We start from the raw sequence: 22,302 nt of genomic DNA on the forward strand, positions 1-22,302 counted from the left end.
AGCCATGAACGTGAAGAACGCAACAGCGAAGGAGGTAATGTTAAAACGTATACGTCAGGCATTGCTTCAAAAAAATGACAATCCACATCCTAATTTCAAAGAAACACCTCTTTACAAACAAGAGGATGAATTGGTGGATCTTGTTTTTGTTCGTGAGTTCACTGCCGCAGGCGGCAAATTTCTTTATTGTGATGGCGAAATTGGCCTCATCGAGAATTTGATTACATTGACAGAGGTCAATAATATAAAAAATATCTATGCCTGGGAACAGGGGATACAAAACCTATTGAGTCCCTATGGCTTCCCTTTTTTCAAAACAGAGAAAGACTTCGAATCGGCCAATGCGAGCATTACCTCATGTGAAGCATTGATCGCGCGCAATGGCAGTATCATGGTGAGCAATGCGAATGCTTCTGGACGTCGTCTGAGTATCTATCCGCCGATTCACATCGTTATAGCTAAAGCTTCTCAATTGGTTTGGGATCTGAAAGATTCCTTGGCTTATATGCAAAAGCGTTACGGGGAGGAGATTCCAACAATGATCTCAACCATCACAGGACCTTCGCGGACAGCAGATATTGAGAAGAGGCTGGTATTGGGCGCTCATGGCCCCAAAGAGCTATACGTTTTACTTTTAGAGGACCGTTTCTAACTATGCTGACTCATTACTTACAACAAACGCCCGTAGCGAGCGTCATTTTCTTTTTTACACTTGTCACAAGTATTTATACTTTTTCTCATGAGCAGCTTTATGGCAAGTTGATGTTGCATCCTTATAGCATCGCCCGTAAGCAACGCTTGTATACCATACTGACAAGTGGTTTTATTCATAAGGACTGGGGGCACCTCCTGTTCAATATGATCACTTTCTATTATTTTGCGTTTGGGTTGGAGCAGATGTTAGCACAGGCAAGCATCTATGGACATCTTCTCTTTGCTGTTATTTATTTAGGCAGTCTGCTGCTGAGTGACATTCCAACCATTATTCAGCAGAAAAATAATTATGGTTATTATAGTTTGGGCGCTTCGGGAGCGATCTGTGCCGTTTTATTCAGTTACATCCTCTTTAATCCAAAGATGACTATCGGTGTGATGATGATCATTCCAATGCCCGCCTATTTATTTGCCTTCCTGTTTTTGGGGTATTGTATCTGGGCTTCCAAAAAAGCGCAAGACGGAATTAACCATGATGCACATTTCTATGGTGCATTATCAGGGTTGATCCTGACGATTATCTGCTTCCCCTGGGTCATAAAACATTGCTTAGCGCAGTTTTAAAATTTTCCACCCCAGGTTTCCCGGTCCAAATTCCTGTATTGGATTGCTTCAGCGAGATGGTGGTTTTCAATCGTGGGGCTATTTTCCATGTCGGCGATAGTACGCGCAACCTTTAATATTCGATCATAAGCCCTTGCCGAAAGATTTAGACGATCGATAGCTGTTTTAAGCAGTTTCTTTTGAGATTCGCCAACGTGACAGATGTCTCTTGTTAACTTGGTGCTCATATGTGCATTGCAATGGACTTCAGGATAAGATTCGAACCGTTTTTTTTGAATTTGTCTTGTCTGGACGACACGATTGCGAACAGTCAGGCTATTTTCACAGGGTTGAGAAGTACTCAGTTCGTCGAACTGAACAGGCGTGACTTCTACATGCAGGTCGATCCGATCCAATAAAGGTCCTGATATTTTACTTAAATAGCGTTGGACGGTGTTACTGCCACAGATACATTCCTTCTCGGGATGATTAAAATATCCACAGGGGCATGGGTTCATTGCTGCAATTAGCATAAAACTTGCGGGATAGTCTATGGTTAATTTTGCCCGAGAAATAGTGATATTCCGGGATTCGAGCGGTTGTCGCATGACCTCAAGGACACTTCGTTTGAATTCGGGGAGTTCATCCAAAAATAAAACTCCATGATGCGAAAGTGAAATTTCGCCGGGTTGCGGATTAGAACCGCCTCCTACCATTGCTACATCAGAGATAGTATGATGGGGCGCGCGGAATGGTCGTATAGTTAATAATGCGTCTTTGGCTTTGAGATTTCCTGAAACCGAATGAATTTTGGTTGTTTCCAAGGATTCGGTCATACTGAGTGGTGGTAGAATGGTTGGTAACCTTTTTGCCAACATAGTCTTTCCTGCTCCTGGAGGACCTATAAGAATGACATTATGTCCTCCGGCAGCGGCTATTTCCAAGGCCCTCTTGATATTTTCCTGTCCACGAACATCCGAGAAGTCTACCTCATACTTATTTGTCCCCACATTGAAGGAAGATGATATATCCACTTTGGTTGGAACAATGCTTTTTGAGTTATTGAGGAACTGTACTACTTCCGTAAGATTTTCGACAGCAATCACATCAATTCCGCTGACAATAGCGGCTTCCAATGCATTCTGCTGAGGAAGTATAATTCCTTTAAAGCCATCATTGAGTGCTTGTAAGGCAATAGATAAGGCTCCTCTAATAGGTTTAATGCTGCCGTCTAAGGACAATTCGCCCAGGATAAGGTAATGTTCCAATAACACATTGCTGAGCTGTCCTGAGGAAGCCAGTATGCCAATGGCGATCGATAGATCATAACTAGAGCCTTCTTTTCTGATGTCAGCTGGTGCCATGTTGACCACAATTTTTTGTCTTGGCATGTGAAGTTGACAGGAAGTAATGGCACTTTCAACACGTCTTAGGCTTTCTTTGACAGCATTGTCAGGAAGTCCGACGATATAATAATGGAGTCCAGTAGAGACAACGACCTCAACTGTTATGGTGCACGCCTCAATACCATAGACGGCGCTACAATAAGTTTTGTTCAGCATGAATTTTATAATCGGTTGATTTAAAGATACTAAATATAAAATTAAAAATGATTACGCTTTGAGGAATTATTGTAATTCGATAGCGAATTGTTGAAAAATGATTATATTGTAATTATATGGATTCTGGTAAATAATAGATAATTGCGTTATTTGGCAAACGATTTGCTTTACAAATTGTATTATTATCGAAGACTAGATTCATCGAATAATAGAATTAGAACTTTAAAACGAAAAAGAAATGAATGACACAAGTAAAGTAGCTTTGGCGTTGTTGGCAGGTCTTGCTGCAGGTGCAGCTTTAGGAGTTTTATTTGCTCCGGACAAAGGATCAGATACAAGAGATAAGATCAATGATTCATTAAGCGATTTGAGTGATGCTATTCGTGAGAGAGCTGAAGAACAATTCGATCAATTGAATGATTTTAAAGAAAAAATTGTCTCCACCTTGAAAGGTAAATTAAACCAAGCCGAGGAAATTGTAGATGATGATATCATCGAGCATGCATAAAAGACAAACTGTTCTTAAGAGCAATTTGTGGAGATACATAGAATATTAGGCTATTTCAAAAGGCTGAATATTAATAATACAAAGAAATTGAGATTCGTATAGGACTTTTGAGATAGCCTAAATAAAATTAAGATGCATGGAAGAAGAAAAATTTTCACTTAGTGGTACTTTCCAGAAAACAAAAGAGTACGTAGATTCCCAGTTTAAGCTTGTTAAACTGAAGACAATTGAGCGCTCATCACGCCTTATTGCCAGTTTGGTGGTGGATGCAACCAAATTGATACTTACTTTGTTCGTCGTCTTTTTCTTATGTCTGGCATTGGGCTTTTGGCTAGGTGAATTGTTGGGAAGTTATTCGTTGGGATTCTTGGCAACAGCAGGTATTTTTATAGTGATTATTATAGTAATCCGGATTTTTGAACCTGCGTTGGAATCGAAATTTATGGATCTTTCTATTCGCCGCTTTTTGGCTAAATGGAACGACGAGATCGAAGAAGAGGAAGAATTGAAAAAAGAACAATTTGATAGAGAAGGGACTACAAATGAATAACAAGCAGACTAAAATACGTAATTTACAGGAGCTTAAGATGGAAATTGCTCGTTTGAAGGTGCTCAAAAATGAACAAGAGGCTTACTTAAAAACACAATTTACTTTGCTTAACAATAAAATTGAAGCTCCGGTTCGATTTTTCAATTCATTAAAGAATAATATCCCAGGCGTAAATATGATTCAACAACTGTTTGCGAAGAGCAACAACCCAGATTCAGATTGGCTGACGAAAACTCTGCGCATAGGTGTTCCTTTTGTGATGAACAAGCTGTTTTTGAAAAACTCGGGTATGCTGAAAAAAGCGCTTATGTTGTTGTTATCTGAACGTGCTGTTGGGCAGATCAATCAGGATAAAATCAGTGGCTTGATTGGCAAACTCACCAATTTTATCCGACCTAAAAAGAAGAAAAAGAAAGGTTCACAAATTGAAGGTGAGGCTACCATAAAAGACGAGGTCAATGAATATGGTATTCCCTCCTATAGTGAGACCTATTAGGAATTAGCTCCTTCTTTTTTCAGGAAATCAGCGTAGGCTAATTTAATTCCTTCGCGGAGATTGATTTTATGTTTCCAGCCTAGGGCATGTAATTTGGATACATCCATTAGTTTCCGTGGCGTTCCATCAGGTTTACTGCTGTCAAAAGAGATGTTTCCTTCATATCCTATAACTTCTTTGATGAGTTCTGCGAGATCCTTTATACTGAGATCTTCGCCTATACCGATATTGACAAATTGTTTTTCGTCATAGTTATTCATCAAAAATACGCAGGCATCAGCCAAGTCGTCCGAGAAAAGAAATTCCCTCAGCGGGGTCCCGGTACCCCATATCACAACATTATCTAAGTTATTGACTTTTGCCTCGTGAAATCTTCTGATCAAAGCTGGTAAGACATGCGAGTTTTGCGGATGATAATTATCGTTAATGCCGTACAGATTGGTTGGCATGACTGATATGAAATTACAGCCGTATTGATCGCGGAAAGCTTCAGTCATTTTAATACCGGCAATTTTAGCGATGGCATAGGGTTCATTCGTAGGTTCCAATGTGCCAGTCAACAATAAGTCTTCGTTTAAAGGCTGTGGCGCCATTTTGGGATAAATGCAGCTTGACCCCAAGAACATCAGTTTCCTGACCTCATTGTCGTAGGAAGATTTAATCACATTATTCTGTATCGCCATATTCTCGTAGATAAAATCCGCCCGATAGGTGTTGTTTGCCATTATTCCACCGACTTTAGCTGCTGCCAGGAAGACATAATCAGGTTTCTCTTCGTTGAAAAAATCAGCAACTGCCTGTTGATTGCGCAGATCTAGTTCCTGAGAAGTACGGGTCACGATGTTATTGTATCCTAGTTCTATTAATTTGCGATGTATTGCCGATCCGACCATTCCTCGATGGCCTGCTACGTAAATTTTAGCGTCTTTTTCCACGATAAGTTATTGATTCCTGCAAACTTAGATAAATTGCCCTTTATATGCAATATAATTCACCCACATAAGGCACTTTATCGACCGCCTTTGATTAAATGGCACACATGATTGTTCCGCAGTTGTCTGTCTATTCCCCGCCATCAAGATTTATTTTTTTTAGCGGGAATATAAGGTTATTTTTGCGGGATATTAATTAAAAAATGGGAAAGGATAAACTACGTAAATTTGCCGAAGTAGCGACTTTTGAGAATGTCATCCAGCTCGATGCCGGCAAGGAATATAAAGGAAATTGGGCTGAGAAGCAATTTGGAAACACGAACCCGGTTGTTTTGGAACTTGCCTGTGGCAAAGGGGAATATACGGTGAGCTTGGCGCGCTTGTTTCCAGAGAAGAACTTTATTGGTATTGATTTTAAGGGCAACCGTATTTGGCGCGGCGCAAAAACTGCATTGGAAGATGGTATCAAAAATGTCGCATTTTTACGGATACAGATTGAGACCCTTCTTGAGCACTTTGCTGAAAATGAAATTGATGAAATTTGGATTACCTTTCCGGATCCACAGCCGCAGGACAGTCGCGAAAAGAAACGCTTGACAGGTCCTAAATTTTTAGATCGTTATAAGATTGTCATGAAGCCGGAAGGTATGATGAATCTGAAGACAGATAATGATGGCTTCTATGCGTATACCCTGGAGCAAATAGAGCTGCAAAACCTGAAGAAATATAAAGAGACAACGGATCTTTATCACTCGGATTTGGTTGATGATGTTTTATCGATCAAGACATACTATGAGAAAAAGTATCTGGCGGACGATAAGAATATCAACTACGTAAAATGGAGCTTTGAAAAACGCTAATATCAAAGTTTTAATTATAATAGAAAGCCCAAACGAAAGTTTGGGCTTTTTTAATAACTCAGGTTTCTTCAATTAACCCAATCAAAGCTTATATAGTTTGTCCATTGTTTCCCATAGAGGGGGGTGATTTTTAATTCCAGCGTATTGTTAAAGTACTGTAAACGGGTTTGAAGCTTACTCAAATATTAATGGAGTATGAATAGTAGGTATAAGTAAGTCAGTATTTGAACTCGGGAATGGATGTCAGATGTCGTGTTAATAATGTATCAAATAGTTGAATATGCCATTAATATCCATTTCTCTTCTTTATGTTCATCAAAGTTATTGTTTGTTTTTGTGTCAATGTGTTGTTTTAAATAATTTCGATTTATTTCGTTTTTTTATAGAATATTAATTATTTTCGATTCTATAATAATAGATAACCAAAATAAAGTAAGTGCTTTTTAGACCTAATGCGTGAAATTCCTGTCTAAATGGATTCTTCAGCATTTTTATAAGATGTAAATCGGGAAAAATGTTTCTTAAAGGAAATGATATTCGAAACAATTCTTAACAAAAAGAAAACATTAAGTTAAGACAAACTTTTTGTTAAGAATATACTTTTGTCCCAAATTGAAAATTAACAATTTACACTAATATCTATGTTTAGTATTAACCCTATCCAAATTAATCTAAGGCACTCATCCTCGAAAGTGCTATTTGCAGCGTTGATCGTTGCTTGCAATCTGGATGTAACTGTAGCAGCTGTGCCATTAGGCAGTAGTTACAGCATCATGCATAATTCTAATCAGGGGAAGATTAAAATTAAAGGAAAAGTTGTAGATAGCAAGACGCAGGAGCCACTCGCTTCAGTTTCTATTCTGTCAGGAGGAATGGCAAGAGGTACGACGGATCGGAATGGTAATTTTGAGGTGGATGTTGAGGTAGGTGGAAAAATACGTTTTCAATTGATTGGTTACGAAGCTCAAACAAAGACATTCGAAGCGACACAAAACAATCTACAAATTGCGTTAAACCCAACATCTGAAGCGCTTGAAGAGGTTGTTGTGACCGCGCTGGGGATTAAAAGACAAGAACGGGAATTGGGATATAGTGCGACAGTTGTTAAAGGCGAGCAATTGACAGATGCGCTTTCAAATAACTGGAGCGATGCATTGTCAGGAAAAGTAGCAGGCTTGAATCTGATGCGTTCAAATGCAGGTCCTACTGGTTCGACCAAGATTATATTGAGAGGCGAAGCGGATCTAAATGGAGATAAAGGGGCACTAATTGTAGTTGATGGTGTTGTCGTAAATGATGGTAGCGGTCGTAGAACGGCTAACCAGGGCGAGAGCACTTATGGCACTGGATCCGATAATATGCCTGCTGATTATGGCTCAGGTATCGACGATATCAATCCTGAAGATATAGAGAATGTAACGGTATTGAAGGGAGCGAGTGCGGCTGCATTATATGGCCAACGTGGCGCAAATGGCGCGATTATGATTACCACCAAATCTGGGGCGAAAGGTAAAAAAGGGATTGGGGTTACGGTGAATTCAAATACTTCACTGGAAGCAATCAACCGCATGCCTGACTTGCAATATGAATATGGACAGGGATTAGCAGGGTCAAACTATTACTCTTATGGAACAACAGGGGACGGAGCTAGTACGTCTGGAACAAGTTCGGCTTATGGTCCAAAATTCGATGGCCAGTATTTTTATCAATATGATCCAGTTACCCAAAAAGTTGGTACGGAGCGGACTCTTTGGCGTCCATATGATAATTTGAAGACTTTCTTTGACGTTGGAAAAACATTTACCAATTCAGTAAGCATTGATGGTGGTACAGAGAAGACCTCCGCGAGATTTTCGGCGACAAATGTCAATAATACTTGGATTGTTCCAAATACGGGATACAAAAGAAATACTGTAGCGTTATCGGTAAACTCCAAGGTGAGTGATAAATTACAGATCAATGCAAAAGTGAACTATACCAATAAATGGTCTGACAATCTACCAGGAGCAGGATATGGCAATCAATCTTTGATGTATTGGTTTATTTTCTGGCAACCCAATGCGGATATGAATTGGTTAAGGGATTATTGGGTACAAGGGTCGGAAGGGCAAAAAATTAAATATCCGTTTTCTTCTTACCCTGAAAATCCCTTCGCTATATCAAGGGAATTCATCAATGGGATGAATAGGAACGGAATAACAGGAAACGTCCAAGCAAGCTATCAGTTTAACAAAAATTGGAATTTAATGTTGCGTAGTTCAATGGATATGGCCTATGAAAATCGCGAACAAAAGCGACCTTATGATGCTGGTGCTAAAATGCCTTTCGGTAGTTATCGTACACAGTCAATTTTTTCACATGAAACGACTTTAGATTTCTTATTGAAATATGATAAAGAAGTCAATAAGGATTGGAAGGTTTCCGCAACAGTGGGTGGTAGCACAAATGATAATCGCTACAATAGAGATGAGATGCGCGCGGATTCGTTGACCTACCCCGGGGTTTATACAATGGCAAATGCGAAAGGGCAGATACTCAGTTTACCTAATAAAAGTCATGAACAAAGAAATGGTTTTTATGGCTTGTTCACCGCAGCATACAAAAATTTTCTATATGTAGATGGTACCTACCGAATAGATTGGGCGAGTACTTTGGCTTCGGCTCTTGCTCCAGATAAAAGGACTTATTTTACTTATCCTTCCCTAAACGCTAGTTTTATTGCTTCTGAAGTGTGGAAATTGCCTCGCGTTATTAACTATGCAAAACTCAGGGGTTCTATATCTGGTGTTGGAAATGGTGGCAATAGGCCTTACATGATTGATGCTTCCTATGAAACTTCAGGACCACAGTATCCGGGAGGACTTCAGATTCCTTCGGTTATTGTAAATCCTTATTTGCAACCTTTACGAACTCGATCGATCGAATTTGGAACTGAAGTTCGCATGTTTAGAGATCGTTTTGGTTTCGATCTGGCAGTTTATCAAAGTAATACATCTAACCAACAACTACAGCGCGTAGTTGATGCGGCGACAGGAGCGCGATACAAGATGGTGAATGCAGGAGAGGTACGGAATAAAGGGATTGAACTTGCAATGGATGGAATGCCAATCAAAATTAAAGATGGTTTCAGCTGGAAGGTTTTTGCAACATTTTCCATGAATCAGAATAAAATCACTGAATTAGGTGATTCGACTATGATCTTACAAACTGGTCCTGTTGCTGGTGGTCAGTTAGTTGCGAGAGTGGGTGGATCCATGGGAGATTTGTATGGAATCGGATATAAACGATCTCCAGATGGACAAATCGTTTATGATGCGAATACAGGTGTAGCATTGTTGACTGATGAAGTTGTATACCTGGGGAATACTATTCCGAAAGGAAAAGCCAGCTTAGGACATGAATTTAGATATAAAGGTTTCCGGTTGAACTTGTTGTTTGATGCCCAATTTGGTGGAGTTTCCCATTCTTTGACCCATTACAAATTAGCGGAGCAAGGAAAAACAAAAAATACATTGCCCGGACGTTATAGTGGGATTATAGGAAATGGTGTTGTTCAAAATGCAGATGGAACTTATCGAAAAAATGATGTCATCGCAACAGATATTGATGAATATTATCGTTCTCACTATGGACAAGATAACGCCGAGGGCAGTACCTTCTCAACCAATTTTATCAAATTTAGAGAAGCCCGATTTGATTACTCTTTTTCCAAAGCTTTTGTCAATCGTTTAAAACTGCAAAAAGCATCTGTTGGGGTCTATGGGAGAAATCTTGTGATTTGGTCTAATTGGCCAAACTTTGACCCTGAATTTGGTACATTGTCAGGATCAGATATTGTCAAAGGATTTGAAATTGCTCAGTTTCCTTCTACGCGCACGTATGGTGTTAATTTAATTGTCGGTTTTTAGTAAAAGTCATTATGAAATCATCTATAAAACTTCTTGGATTAGGTTGTCTTTTTCTTTCTTTAACGGTCATGTTGCAGTCTTGTGATAAAAACTTTCAGGAAATTAATACCAATCCTAATAATAGCACAAATGCTTATCCCTATCAGTTTATGCAGGCTGCCTTTCGGGATGCTGTCGCATCAAATATGTCACGAAATCGATCATTTAATAATGAATTGATGCAGGTGACAGTGAATATTGGCGATGGGGAATATCGCATCTTCCGTTATGATATTAGAAATACTGTAGCGGATGGGCCTTGGAATTCTTTGTATCCCGAACTGAATAATATTAATGAAATTTATAAGTTGGCGGATGGTGGAATGAATGATAATGCGTCCTATCGGGGGATTGCATTGATTATGAAGACCTGGGTATTTTCAATATTGACAGATACTTATGGTGATATTCCTTATAGCGAAGCATTAAGGGGACAGAGTGATGATATTCTCGAGCCGAAGTTTGATGCACAAAAGGATATCTACATGGATCTTTTTAGGCAGCTTGATACGGCTAATACACTTTTGGCTAAAAATACTGCAATCAAGGGGGAATATGATCCCATATATGCTGGTAATATCAGTAAATGGCGAAAATTTGGTAACTCGTTATTTTTACGACTATTACTAAGAATTTCGGGCAAACAGGATGCCGAAGTAGCTAGCTTTGTGAAAGCTAAAATTTCCGAAATTTTGGTTGATAATGTATCCACTTATCCAATTATGGCAAGTAATGACGATTCAGCTGTGCTGAGATGGACTGGGACAATTCCATTTGTTTCTCCATTCATGGATGTGCGCGCGCAGGATTTTAGAACCCCCTCTTTAGGGAGTTTCTTTATTGATAATTTGGTGGCATGGAATGATCCCCGGATAAATATCCCTACCTATGGTTCAAATGGTGTTAACCGTTTGGGAGTAGCACCTGTAAGCGGTAATTTCGTCGGTGTTCCAAGTGGATATGCTCCCGGTGAAGGTTGGGAGAAGCAATCCTACTTCTATTCTTATGACCAAACAGTAAATAATATCGCGGTGAGAACAATGATGAATGAACCATTGACTGGAATGATCATGAATTGTGCTGAATTGCAGTTTATTAAGGCAGAATTGGCATTAAAAGGTTTCTATACTGATAAACCGGGGAACCTTTACAAAGATGGGGTTATGAAAGGAATCACAACTTGGCTTCCTACCTATACAGAGTCTATCGAAGACTATTTAAATAATGGCGATATCAATTGGGATGACAGTGACTCTTTTGAAAAAAAGATGGAGATGATACATCTACAAAAGTATTATGCTTTACTATTTGTGGATTGTCAACAATGGTTTGAATTTAGAAGAACAGGTTACCCTAAATTACCGAAAGGGACAGGATTGAAAAATAATGGCGAGATGCCTGCCAGATTAAATTATCCAATTTATGTCCAGTCAGCAAATCCAACGAATTATAAGTTAGCTGTTCAATCGCAAGGTGGAGACGCGATTAATACAAAAGTTTGGTGGCAAAAACCATAAGGGATTTCATAATTTTAATGAGTAGACAATGAAGAAATATATTCTTTACATAATAATGGGATTCATGGGCGCTTTAGCTCTTGGTTCCTGTAGCAAAGATGGAAATTACCCAGGAGGGGTAGTAAGTTCATATATTGGGATTTTTGATGTCAGGAGTATCTATAAAGGGCAGCCTGTAAAGATAACGCAAGATAATTTAGATGGTTCCACAAGGATTGCGGGGGTAGTTATTTCAGATCATCGGGAAGGTAACTTTCCGGAAGGATATTTGGTCCTCCAGGATCGTAGACGTTTGAACCAACTTCGGGGAATAACAATACCCCTAGGCAAGGCAGCGGAAAATTACGTGATTGGAGATTCTTTGGAAATTAATATCGTGGGAAGTGAACTCACACGAGAAGATGGAATTCTTCAGCTAAAGAATGTTGCCGAATCCAATATTGTGAAAATAGCTTCGGACAGACCAATTCCTAATAATCGAGTTACTGCGAAAGACATTTTGGCAAATCCAGATAAGTATGAAAGCACTTTGGTAGCAATTGTAAAAGGAGGCTTTAATCCATTGCCAGCAGCGGGAGATATTCTCGAAGGACAGAAAACACTAAACGATGGCTTTGGAAATTTGAGCTTGGTGACAAAATCGTCAGCCAAATTTGCGAAAAGGAATTTAAGTGTATTAGCAAATTATTTTGGTGTGATCTTTAATAAGGTTGGCACTGAGGGTAATCTCGTTCCCTACGAAGTTTTGCGTAGAGAATCGGATATTCAAGAATTGAGCTCAGTAATCGAACACACGCCCGTAGCAATAGCTGGGTTTGTAAGTGATGTCAAGGGGAGCGATGGAAATTATGAATATATTCAACTTTTAGCAATAGAAGACATTGATTTTGGAAAGACTCCTTATTCGATTATTGTGAGTAATAATGCGAATGCATCTACGCCAACAGGTGTTCCGGCAAAAGGGTGGGCTACTGGAGGAATGCGGACGTATAAGTTAAATATTACCTCCGGAACGGTTACAAAAGGGGAGTATTTTTATGTAGGTGGTAAATATAGGTTAATTAACGGTTCCAGTTCAACAAATATTTCTAACGCTAAATGGCTTCTGAATTATGATTATGTTGCAAATGATGGTTTTGATGGTATCGGGAATAAAACTGGCGGTTTGATGGCTAATAGTGGAAACGCATTCGGTATAGCCGTGTTCAATACGACAGCAGTGACCGAATCGACCAAACCAGTAGACGTAATGTATAATTCTGGCGGGGGAGCATTGACTGATGGGACTAGAGGTTACCGTATTACAAATAACGATTATTATGATGTTATCGATCCATTATCACTAAAACCACAACCGTTTTTTATGGCAGGAACTAACAATATTTTCCTAAAATATAATACGGCAGACGTTGGCTATTTTGTTAGCCTTGGTGGGGTATATAACACTTCTTTGGCTAGGTGGACTTCTGCTCGTTCTCAAAATAATATAGAGATGACAAAGGCATCTACACTAAGCGAAATCGAAAATGAGTTTTCTACTAAAATTGAAGAGTAATAAAAACGGAGCCTAGGCTCCGTTTTGTGATTAATTATAAAGAATTAACACGTTTATAAGATCTTATTGATGTCAAGATTTGTGCAAAAATTTGTCCAAATCAAGATAAATTTTCGTTATCTTCATCATAACTATAAACGAAGACTTATGAACTTAACAGACTTAGTTACAGGTGGAGTTGGCTCGAAAGCAATAGAAGCTATTTCCAAAATGACAGGCGTCAGTGAATCCAAAGCAAAATGGATTGTTGCGGCGGCTGTTCCTTTAATGATCGCAGCATTGAATTATAATGCGAAAAACAAAGGTCAGTCAGAAAATATTGATAAAGCAATCGATCAACATAGCGGTGGCGGTATTTTCGATAAGATAGGTGATTTATTTGGTCAGGGTGGATCTGACGACGGGAACAAGATTGTCAACCATATGTTTGGCCAAAATACAGAAGTAGTGACACAGAATATTGCCGATAAAGCTGGTATCAGTTCTACTCAGGTAACTGGTGTTTTGGCAACACTCGCGCCTATTGTCATGGGATATCTAGGTCAACAAAAACAGGCATCTAGTAGCGGTGGTATTGGTGATCTGATTGGTTCTGTTTTAGGTGGTGGCGGACAGCAAGGCGCAGGTGGCGGTATGCTAGGGGGGATCCTTGGTTCATTTTTAGGTGGTGGACAGGAAGAGCCCGCACAAGAAACGGCACAGGCTTCTGCCGGTGGTAGTATGACTGATATGTTGGGCGGTTTGGCCGGTAGCTTCTTTGACAAGAGCAATGATGGCCAATCCAAAGGAAATATCCTCGATTCAATCGCAGGAATGTTTGCGAAGTAAGGCAATCTAACAGCATAAAAAAGTCGGGAATTGACCAGTTCCCGACTTTTTTATGCTTTATTGCATTAATCTTCGACCTTCACCTTAGGAGGAAAATTTTTGTGTTTTCTCTTGCTGATTTTTTCTATATTAACCGGTTGCGGAACTTTGACATAATAGCCGGTTCCATCGTATTTCCGTTTATTCGGACTTTCCTTACAGGCATCCGAACAACAGCCGTCCATTTCCCAGCCACATTCATCACATTGGGTAAAATGCTCATTACATACCGGATTAGCGCAGTTGATCATCTTGGTTGTCTGTTTACCACAATTGAAACAGGTTGATACCACAGATGGGTTGACCGAGTTAACATCGACTGTGACACGATTGTCAAATACATAGCACTGTCCTTCGAAATCTTCGCCACCCGCTTCTTTGCCATATTTAATGATCCCGCCGTGTAATTGGTAGACATCTTCAAATCCTTCTTTTAATAATAAGGCAGAAGCTTTTTCACATTTGATACCGCCCGTACAATACGTCAATATTTTTTTTCCTCTATATTGTTCCAGTTCTTTGATCTTTTCTGGAAACTCGCGGAAATTATCAATGTCCAAAGTCACTGCATTTTTAAAGCGACCTACACTATGTTCGTAATTTGAGCGCACATCTAAGACGACCACATCGTCCTGGTCTTTCATCGCCAAGAAATCTTTTGGCTCCAGATGCACACCTGTTTGGCGGTTTGGATCGATTTCTTTAGGGTCTCTTAAACCGGAATGCACGATTTCAGCCTTATAACGGCAATGCATCTTGATAAAAGAGGGCTCTTCAACATGATCGATTTTAAATTCTGTTTTGTTAAAACGACCATCCGCATAAATTGCATCCATATACTGCTGACATGCTTCAGCAGTGCCCGAAACAGTACCATTCAAGCCTTCGTCAGCGACGATGATACGTCCTACTAAGTCAAGTGATTTACAAAATTCAAGGTGATCAGCCGCAAATTGTTCTGCGTTTTCGATAGGGCTGTAACAATAGTACAGCAATGTTTGATATTGTGTCATGATATTCATTGATACCGCTGCAAACGGCGTTTAATGCAAAAATAAATTCACTGCAAAGCTACGAAAAATAATAAATGGATGAAAATGACCTTCGTCACCTTTTCTTCAAAGGCTCTAGGAGGTATTCCAGCCCATTTAGCTTGATCTCGTACAGTGTGGCCAGTTGTTGGCCTAATTTGCCCTTGGGAAATCCTTTTTGATTGTACCAGACCAAATAGGGCTCCGGGAGATTACACAACGTGTAACCTTGATATTTGCCGAAAGGCATCTTAACAGTAACAAGTTCCGTTAGGATTTCAGGATTTAGCATTAGTCTTGGGGTTTACCGTAATTAATGCGGTACCAGATCGCTTTTAAAGCGATGATTCCGTGATTGAATAAGTTGGGAATGGCACCGTAATAGTGTTTGAAGATGGCGAAGCGTTCTTTTAGCGACTCCTTATGTTTCTGTTTTGACATCCCGCCAACGAGATAACGCGCTACATATTGATGCGCATTAACAGATTTATTTGCCTTTTTAGCACAGCGAATGACCCAATCTATATCTGCGCATAGTTTGTAATTGAGGTCATAGGGTTCTGTAATACTTCGCTTGATATAGATCGCCTGATGACAGATATTCATGCCATAGCGAAAGCTCTTCCAGTCAAAATTTGCCGGTACCTTATGTCTTCGCTCACCAATAATATTTCTGTCCTCGTCTATCAGGATTGTTTCACCGTAGAGGATATCGGCATCATTACTGAGTTTCGCTAAGTTTTCGATGCTATTAAGATCGTATATTTCATCTCCTGAATTCAGAAAAAGAACATAATCACCTGTAGCCAAAGTAAGGCCTTTGTTCATCGCATCGTAAATTCCCTTGTCTTTTTCAGATAATAAAACCGCAATTTTGTTCTGATATTTGTGAATAACCGCTAAGGTGCCATCGGATGATTCCCCGTCAATGACGATGTATTCAATATTATCGTAAGTCTGGTTAACAACCGATGTAATGGTGTGCTCAATATCCCGCACATTATTGTAAACGACAGTGATGATTGAAAATTTTGGATGAGCAGCCATGTCTATTTATTGAATTCGTTAATTTTTTTCTTGAGGAACCGGATGCCCCGCCTGAGTAAAGAACCTTTCCGATGTGCATAGAAATGTTTGATAGCATCATAGGCCTGCCTATTCTCCACTATTTCCGTTGGAAAATAAGTGATAGGATAATCTGCCAACCTAATTTGATAGGTTGATTCTGCAGCCGTATGGGTGCCCGAACCGTCATTGCCGATATTCTGTGTCATCGAATTCCTCGGATACAAAACTAGTCCATTTTTTTTGAATACCGAAGCGTACCACCGGATTGCCCAGGAGTTGATCTTTCCGCTGCGAAGTTCCTGTACCTGTTTCCAAAAGTTCTCTTTTCCTTCAATACTGAATTGGTGAATCTGTTCCTCCGAAAAATCGGCAACAAGCTCATCTATGTCGGGGTTAAAATGTTGCCACGCACGATCCCATGTTGCCCAGCCCCAGCTATTGGCGACTCGAAAGAAAAACGTTTCGGGAAGTGCGTTTAAGTTTTGAACAGGATAACCGTAGCCACTGATCTGCATTACCTGCTCGTTGTCTTTATACAGATCCAACGCCTTATTAAAATAATCGAGTGCAAATGCTGATGTTTCAAGGTCGTCTTCTAAAACGATAATCTGCCCATGTTCACGTACTACCTTCGTGACGCCATCGATGACATTAGCCGCCAAGCCCCAATTTTTATCGCGCTCAACAAGCTCAATTTTTCTGAAATTCCAAGGGTTCTTGATGATCTTACGCACCTCTTCAACGGCTCCGATCGCGCGTTCGTCCTTTGCTGCATCTGAATAAATATATACAGTCGTTTGGTCTGCAAGTTTGTTTTTCTCAAGTGCAGAAAGTGTTTTTAGTGTATGCGATGGCCGATTATACACAAAGAGTAAAACGGGAGCAGGACTGTTCATCTATGAGAAAATTTTGTTAGATGCTCTTTTATTGGCCTGACGGGTATGACGCACTTCTCCGGTTTTACCCAATAGCCTAAAAGCAATAGCGAAATAATTTCTTGTTTCAAAAATACGACCTTTGGATAAAGAAACGAGCATTTTCTTTACACTAGCCAGTATGGCCATGGAAAAGGCTTTTTTAAATGTATAATTGATATTGCAATACTCAGTCAGGTGGTAAACAAATTCGCTCTTTAGAAAAGCTTTTCTATCTACCTGGCGTTGCTGTCTGTCGTGGTACGCCTTTGCCCCCTCGGCAAGTACAATGTGTAATCCATAATAATGGATGCGGTTGGCATAGTCTTTATCTTCTCCATAATGGAAAAAGATGGGGGAGAACCCACCGACTTTTTTGATAACGGACTTTGGAATCAGCCAAAAGGCGGCATTGACGAATGAACAGGTCCGATAGGAGTTTTCAAGCCGGGTATTTTGTGTATAGACAGAGAACCCATGGTCAAGTTTTTCTCCCGTGCCATCGTAGTGAATGGGGGATATAATACCAATGTTTGCGGTGTTTACTTCGATTAGGCGGGCAATACAATTCTGATCTATCCAGGCATCCTGATTGACCAAAAATGCATAGTCATAGCCTTCCTCCAGCGCGATGGCTAACCCCAGGTTGTTGGCCTTTCCGAAGCCAAGGTTTTCTGTGCTTTCGATGAGTCTGACCGTAGGGTAAGTTTCTTTGATGATATCTGTGGTATTATCCCTCGAATTATTATCTATAACGAGGATGTCCGTTTGATGGCTTGATGCTAATAAGCTGGGTAAGCATCTGTGAATCCACGACTCAAAATTATAAGAAACGATTATGGTAAGAATCTTGGCCATCTATTTTTTTCGGATAACGGTGAGAAAATAATTAAATAGTTCAAGTAAAATACCTGGTTTAAAGACTCTATTGACGACGATATATGTACATACAGCGACACCAATTGTACTTGCAAATCGAAGATAAAGATTAGCGATGGATGCGGTGGAATAATGTGCAGCAAGACAGCTTACGGCAGCTAATATAGCATATGAAAAAACATCTTGAACTAGATAGCTGAACGAATAAGTCATATAAGGTTTGGCCGAAGCGTACCAGACAAATATCCATAGGGCATTTAATCCGGAAGTTAGTGCAATTAGCATTTCGAGGCCAAGCGATTTGCCGAAGACTAAAATTGCAATTTGAAGTAAGCCGAAAGCAACGATATTGCGCATATAGACCTGAGATTTCCCTTTGCTGATAATCAGGTTGGAGAAGACGTTGCTGACCGAATCGAACGCTGCACCAATACAGAAAATCTGAAGAAATATGGCGCTTTGTTCCCATTTTTCGGTAATTGCTATTGTAATGAAATCTTGTGCCACCGTTGTCAGTCCCAATAACATCGGGAACGCCAAGAAAGCCGTAAAGGAGATGAGTTTGCGAAATACCCGAAGTTGTCGATCTTTATCGTCTTCTATTTCTCGAAGAATAGGCTGTGTGACATTATTAACCATGTTGGTCAGGATATTTTGCGCCATAATGCTCCATCTATTGGGGTTGACGGTATATCCTAATGCTTCGGCAGAATAATGACGGCCCAACACTGCAGCATAAATATTTTTATTAATATTGATAAAGATATTAGTGACCAAAATTTTACTGCTAAACCCTAAAATATCGCGAATTGGGCTGAAGTCGAATTCAAAAGTTGGTCTGAATTTAGAGTAATACCAAAATCCAAGCATATTAAAGCCGCTATACGATACAATTTGTATGGCATAGGCCCAATAGGAGTAATCTTTATAGGCCAAATAAACACCGAGGATGTTCGATGCGACCAGGGCGAAGGTTCCTGTGATCACCCTTTCCTTAATCTTTAAATTCCGGAAAAGATAAGCGTTATGAGCAATCCCGAAACTTCCTAACCAAAAGGAAAGAAAGGTGAACCGACTGAGTTCAACAAGTACCGGCTGGTTGTAGTACAGGGCAATGAGGGGGGCTGAAAAGAATAATGCAATATAAATAAATGTGCCTATTCCAACACTTGTCCAGAATACGGCATTGTAATCTTTATGCTGCACTTCTTTTTTATTGACAATCCCATACACAAACCCACTTTCTTGGAATGCCGAGGCCAGAACAGAGAATATGGTAATCATGGCTACTAGACCGTAATCTTCAGCCGTTAGTTTACGATTGAGTAGAATGCCGAAACCGAATCCCAAAAACTGCTGGATAATACTGGCCATACCACCCCATAGCAGTCCTTTTGTTGTTTTTGATTTTAAAGAGTCATTTTCCGTTTGCGATGACATGCTAAATTAAATGAGCGGCAATATTAAAGTATTGCAATTGTATTCGCAAATTCTTTTAAGGAAACATCAGTCGGATTGATATCAGTAATCAAATAGGAAATATCACGTAACGGTACCACTTTCATCTTCTGGACGGAATTAAGTTTTTCTGCAATACTGAGTATAGCAACCTTTTTGGAGCATTTGATCATTGCGCGTTTGATCTGCACCACCTCCCAGTCGGAGTCAGTAACTCCGTCCTCTACAGAGAGTGAGTTGGTTCCTAATAGACAGAGGTCTACCTTTAAATCTGCTAATTCATTGGCTACCTGTGCGCCTGACACAATATTTGTATTACGTGAAAGCTTTCCGCCTACCAAGATCACTTCAAGGTTCGGTTTCTCGGCGAGTTCCAATGCGACTAGTGGACTGATGGTGAAAAAGGTACATTGAAGATGATCTGGAATTGTCCGAGCCAGCTCGATCAAGGTCGTTCCGCCGCCTACGAGTACTGTCATGCCATTGGAGATCAAGGTGCTGGCCTTTTTTGCAATTTCTTTCTTCGCTTCTTTTGCGTAGACATTTCCGTCCTGGAAAGGAAATTGAAAGGACTTGGAAAGTGCCCCACCATAGACTTTTAAAACTTTGCCGTTTTCTGCAAGCTCATTCAGGTCTCGTCTGATGGTATCTTCTGACACATTGAGTTGAACACTTAAATCTGAAGATAAAACTTTGTTATGTAGATTGATCTGATGTATAATAAATGCTTGTCTTTCTTCCTTTAACATTGGTCTTTGGTTTTAATCGGAATTTTTAAACTAATTGAAAAAAATCAGTTTAAATGTAGTGAAAATTATTCTTCCTTTTTATCAATTTTTGTTAATCCCGCTTTGAAGCGAGGTTTAAATCCTTTCGGTTTGTTTGCCGCTGCCTGTTCCTGCGCAGTATCATCGTGCTGTTGTGGCTCAACAGGGTGATTGGTTGTGTTGCCTTCCGTTATTGTTGGTGCTGCTTGTGGGACGGGTTCAGCTGTCGGCTTCGCACTGATGGCTGTTGTTGGAGGAGTTACCGCCTGTGTAGAATCCGTACTTCCTGTTTTTGTGACGCCGGCTTTGAATCGTGGTCTAAATCCAGTTGGCTTGGTGGTTTCAGCCGCTGTTGGGGGTGTCACCTCTGATGGCGTCACTGTATTTTCTTCCAAAGGGGCTGATTGTTCAGGTGTAGCTGTTTTTGTGACGCCGGCTTTGAATCGTGGTTTAAATCCAGTTGGCTTTGAGGGTTCCGAGGTGGAATGCGTTGTCGCTGCATTACTTTCAACAGCAGCTGATGGTATTAGTTGATCTGATTCAGCTGTCGGTTGCGTGTTTGTACCTTCAATTGAGGGAACTGTAGCAGCATCTGCACTTTCTGTTTTTGTTACGCCCGCTTTGAACCGTGGTTTGAACCCAGTTGGCTTGGCAGTTTCAGCTGGCGCAGGGGCCGTCGTCTCTGAAGGTGTTACTGGATTTTCTTCCAAAGGTGCTGACTGTTCAGGTGCTGCGGTTTTTGTCACGCCTGGCTTGAATCGTGGTTTGAATCCCGTGGGCTTCGGCGTTTCTGGAGCCGATTCCGCTGACGAACCTTTAGGTGCAGCCGTTTCTTCCGTTGGCTCTGCACTTTTAGTGACACCTGGCTTAAAACGGGGCTTAAACCCAGCTGGCTTCGGTGTTTCTGTTACTGCGCTATCAGTCGCTTCTGAAGGTGTTGTCGATGGTTCTGTTTTAGGTTCCACCTTTTGATTGGAGGGCTCAGACGGGGCCGGTGCTTTAAATCGCGGTTTGAAACCTGCGGGTTTTGTGGCAGTGGCATCCGTTGCGGCCGGAGCCGTCTCAACAGGATCTGTTTGGATCGGTTTTTTGACGACCACCACTTCTTCTGCCGTTAGATGGAAGCTCTTCCGAAGCTTGTTGAACCAAAACTTCTTGCTATGATCAAAGCTTTTCTCTCCCATCGCAGAATAGTGTGCTTTGAACTCTTCAAATAAGGGTTCATCTGCAGCTTTTAAAGCTTTTAAATCAATTTTCTTTTTCGTGAAAAATTCTTCAAAAGTCATCCTGTTATGAGTTTGATATAGTCTATTACAAATGTAGTAATTTTTCTGACGGAGCTGAGAGGCATTTCAATAAAAAAAGAGCGACCAGCGCTCTTTTTAGTTGTTTTTTTGAGATAGTCGGCCTATGCCATGTTATGGTATACAGCCTGTACGTCGTCATCCTCTTCGATTTTATCAATCATCTTCAATACATCAGCAGCTTGTTCTTCTGTAATGTCAGAGTGTGATAAAGCAATACGCTCCAATTTTGCTGAGGTTACTTCGATACCCTTCTCTTCCAGTAATTTTTGCATATTACCAAAATCTTCAAAAGAAGTCTGTACTACGGCAACATCATTGCCTTCTTCATCAGCTTCAACGTATAATTCTTCCAACCCACCATCGATGAGTTCTAGTTCCAATTCTTCGAGATCCAATTCATCTGTAGCTGCAAAACGGAAAATAGATTTGCGATTGAAAATAAAATCCAAGGATCCTGTTTTTCCCAATGAACCACCAGCTTTTGTAAAATAGCTGCGGATATTTCCGACGGTACGGTTGGTATTGTCTGTCGCTGTTTCGATCAAAACCGGAACACCATGTGGGCCATAACCCTCATATACATATTCTTCATAGCCTTTTGAATCTTTCTCTGAAGCACGTTTGATAGCTGCTTCGATACGATCTTTAGGCATGTTTACAGCCTTAGCATTATGTATTGCCGTGCGAAGTCTCGAGTTGGTTTCAGGGTGCGGGCCGCTTTCTTTAACCGCCATAGCGATCTCTTTACCTAAACGTGTAAATTGCACGGCCATCTTAGCCCAGCGTTTGAATTTCCGCTCTTTTCTGAATTCGAAAGCTCTTCCCAT

Annotated in this window: 21 protein-coding genes; 10 read left to right on the plus strand and 11 right to left on the minus strand. The window is 40.4% G+C overall.

Annotated features, from left to right (window positions below; all coding sequences use genetic code 11):
• Positions 1-4 precede the first annotated feature (4 nt).
• The gene (locus B4A24_RS19385; RefSeq protein ID WP_293946633.1) at positions 5-652 is read left to right on the plus strand and encodes a LutC/YkgG family protein; all 648 of its coding nucleotides are present in this window, start codon (positions 5-7) and stop codon (positions 650-652) included.
• A gap of 2 nt (positions 653-654) precedes the next feature.
• Positions 655-1,278, plus strand: a complete 624-nt coding sequence (locus tag B4A24_RS19390; RefSeq protein WP_172396002.1) for a rhomboid family intramembrane serine protease — start codon at positions 655-657, stop codon at positions 1,276-1,278.
• Here the strand turns inward: B4A24_RS19390 and B4A24_RS19395 are convergent.
• The gene (locus tag B4A24_RS19395) at positions 1,275-2,819 is read right to left on the minus strand and encodes a YifB family Mg chelatase-like AAA ATPase (protein ID WP_293946634.1); all 1,545 of its coding nucleotides are present in this window, start codon (positions 2,817-2,819) and stop codon (positions 1,275-1,277) included. The two genes, B4A24_RS19390 and B4A24_RS19395, sit on opposite strands and share 4 nt — an antisense overlap.
• 238 nt (positions 2,820-3,057) lie before the next feature.
• Here B4A24_RS19395 and B4A24_RS19400 point away from each other — a divergent pair, with 238 nt between their 5' ends.
• From B4A24_RS19400 to B4A24_RS19410, 3 genes are all read left to right on the plus strand, one after another.
• Positions 3,058-3,327 (plus strand): YtxH domain-containing protein, encoded by a 270-nt coding sequence (locus B4A24_RS19400; protein WP_172396004.1) that lies wholly within the window; start codon positions 3,058-3,060, stop codon positions 3,325-3,327.
• A 136-nt stretch (positions 3,328-3,463) separates the two neighbouring features.
• Positions 3,464-3,877 carry a hypothetical protein gene (locus tag B4A24_RS19405; RefSeq protein ID WP_293946635.1) on the plus strand — a complete coding sequence of 138 codons (414 nt, stop codon included), beginning with the start codon at positions 3,464-3,466 and terminating at the stop codon, positions 3,875-3,877.
• Entirely contained in the window at positions 3,870-4,373 is a 504-nt protein-coding gene (locus B4A24_RS19410) for a hypothetical protein (protein ID WP_288812812.1), read from the plus strand. Before B4A24_RS19405 ends, B4A24_RS19410 begins: the two co-directional genes overlap by 8 nt.
• Here B4A24_RS19410 and fcl read toward each other — a convergent pair.
• Positions 4,370-5,308, minus strand: coding sequence for a GDP-L-fucose synthase (gene fcl, locus B4A24_RS19415; RefSeq protein WP_293946636.1), 939 nt, complete (start codon positions 5,306-5,308; stop codon positions 4,370-4,372). The two genes, B4A24_RS19410 and fcl, sit on opposite strands and share 4 nt — an antisense overlap.
• A gap of 200 nt (positions 5,309-5,508) precedes the next feature.
• On the opposite strand from fcl, the gene trmB reads away from it, so the two are divergent.
• The 5 genes from trmB to B4A24_RS19440 all read left to right on the plus strand — a co-directional run bounded on the left by trmB (position 5,509) and on the right by B4A24_RS19440 (position 14,012).
• Positions 5,509-6,165, plus strand: coding sequence for a tRNA (guanosine(46)-N7)-methyltransferase TrmB (gene trmB, locus B4A24_RS19420; RefSeq protein WP_293946637.1), 657 nt, complete (start codon positions 5,509-5,511; stop codon positions 6,163-6,165).
• A 641-nt stretch (positions 6,166-6,806) separates the two neighbouring features.
• Positions 6,807-10,073 (plus strand): SusC/RagA family TonB-linked outer membrane protein, encoded by a 3,267-nt coding sequence (locus B4A24_RS19425; protein WP_293946638.1) that lies wholly within the window; start codon positions 6,807-6,809, stop codon positions 10,071-10,073.
• 11 nt (positions 10,074-10,084) lie between these two features.
• On the plus strand, positions 10,085-11,629 hold the full coding sequence (locus B4A24_RS19430; protein WP_293946639.1) for a SusD/RagB family nutrient-binding outer membrane lipoprotein: 1,545 nt from the start codon (positions 10,085-10,087) through the stop codon (positions 11,627-11,629).
• Between the two features lie 28 nt (positions 11,630-11,657).
• Positions 11,658-13,184: a DUF5689 domain-containing protein gene (locus B4A24_RS19435; protein ID WP_293946640.1), complete on the plus strand. Its 1,527-nt coding sequence runs from the start codon at positions 11,658-11,660 to the stop codon at positions 13,182-13,184.
• Positions 13,185-13,331: 147 nt separating this feature from the next.
• Positions 13,332-14,012 (plus strand): DUF937 domain-containing protein, encoded by a 681-nt coding sequence (locus B4A24_RS19440; protein ID WP_293946641.1) that lies wholly within the window; start codon positions 13,332-13,334, stop codon positions 14,010-14,012.
• A 65-nt stretch (positions 14,013-14,077) separates the two neighbouring features.
• Here the strand turns inward: B4A24_RS19440 and B4A24_RS19445 are convergent, their stop codons facing one another.
• From B4A24_RS19445 to B4A24_RS19485, 9 genes are all read right to left on the minus strand, one after another.
• Entirely contained in the window at positions 14,078-15,064 is a 987-nt protein-coding gene (locus tag B4A24_RS19445; RefSeq protein WP_293946642.1) for a rhodanese-related sulfurtransferase, read from the minus strand.
• 94 nt (positions 15,065-15,158) lie between these two features.
• Entirely contained in the window at positions 15,159-15,374 is a 216-nt protein-coding gene (locus B4A24_RS19450; protein WP_046673143.1) for a DUF3820 family protein, read from the minus strand.
• Positions 15,374-16,129 (minus strand): glycosyltransferase family 2 protein, encoded by a 756-nt coding sequence (locus B4A24_RS19455; protein ID WP_293946643.1) that lies wholly within the window; start codon positions 16,127-16,129, stop codon positions 15,374-15,376. The genes B4A24_RS19450 and B4A24_RS19455 overlap by 1 nt, the downstream gene beginning before the upstream one ends.
• A gap of 2 nt (positions 16,130-16,131) precedes the next feature.
• Positions 16,132-17,046 (minus strand): glycosyltransferase, encoded by a 915-nt coding sequence (locus B4A24_RS19460; protein ID WP_293946644.1) that lies wholly within the window; start codon positions 17,044-17,046, stop codon positions 16,132-16,134.
• Positions 17,047-17,922, minus strand: coding sequence for a glycosyltransferase family 2 protein (locus tag B4A24_RS19465; protein ID WP_293946645.1), 876 nt, complete (start codon positions 17,920-17,922; stop codon positions 17,047-17,049). It abuts the gene before it with no gap.
• Positions 17,923-19,383 (minus strand): lipopolysaccharide biosynthesis protein, encoded by a 1,461-nt coding sequence (locus B4A24_RS19470; RefSeq protein WP_293946646.1) that lies wholly within the window; start codon positions 19,381-19,383, stop codon positions 17,923-17,925.
• Positions 19,384-19,406: 23 nt separating this feature from the next.
• Positions 19,407-20,150, minus strand: coding sequence for a DeoR/GlpR family DNA-binding transcription regulator (locus tag B4A24_RS19475; RefSeq protein ID WP_108634674.1), 744 nt, complete (start codon positions 20,148-20,150; stop codon positions 19,407-19,409).
• A 65-nt stretch (positions 20,151-20,215) separates the two neighbouring features.
• Positions 20,216-21,454 (minus strand): hypothetical protein, encoded by a 1,239-nt coding sequence (locus tag B4A24_RS19480; protein WP_293946647.1) that lies wholly within the window; start codon positions 21,452-21,454, stop codon positions 20,216-20,218.
• Positions 21,455-21,576: 122 nt separating this feature from the next.
• Complete coding sequence (locus B4A24_RS19485; RefSeq protein ID WP_121120973.1) at positions 21,577-22,302, minus strand: YebC/PmpR family DNA-binding transcriptional regulator; 726 nt, start codon at positions 22,300-22,302, stop codon at positions 21,577-21,579.

The sequence above is a fragment of the Sphingobacterium sp. UBA7249 genome (assembly GCF_002472835.1).
GTDB lineage: Bacteria > Bacteroidota > Bacteroidia > Sphingobacteriales > Sphingobacteriaceae > Sphingobacterium > Sphingobacterium prati.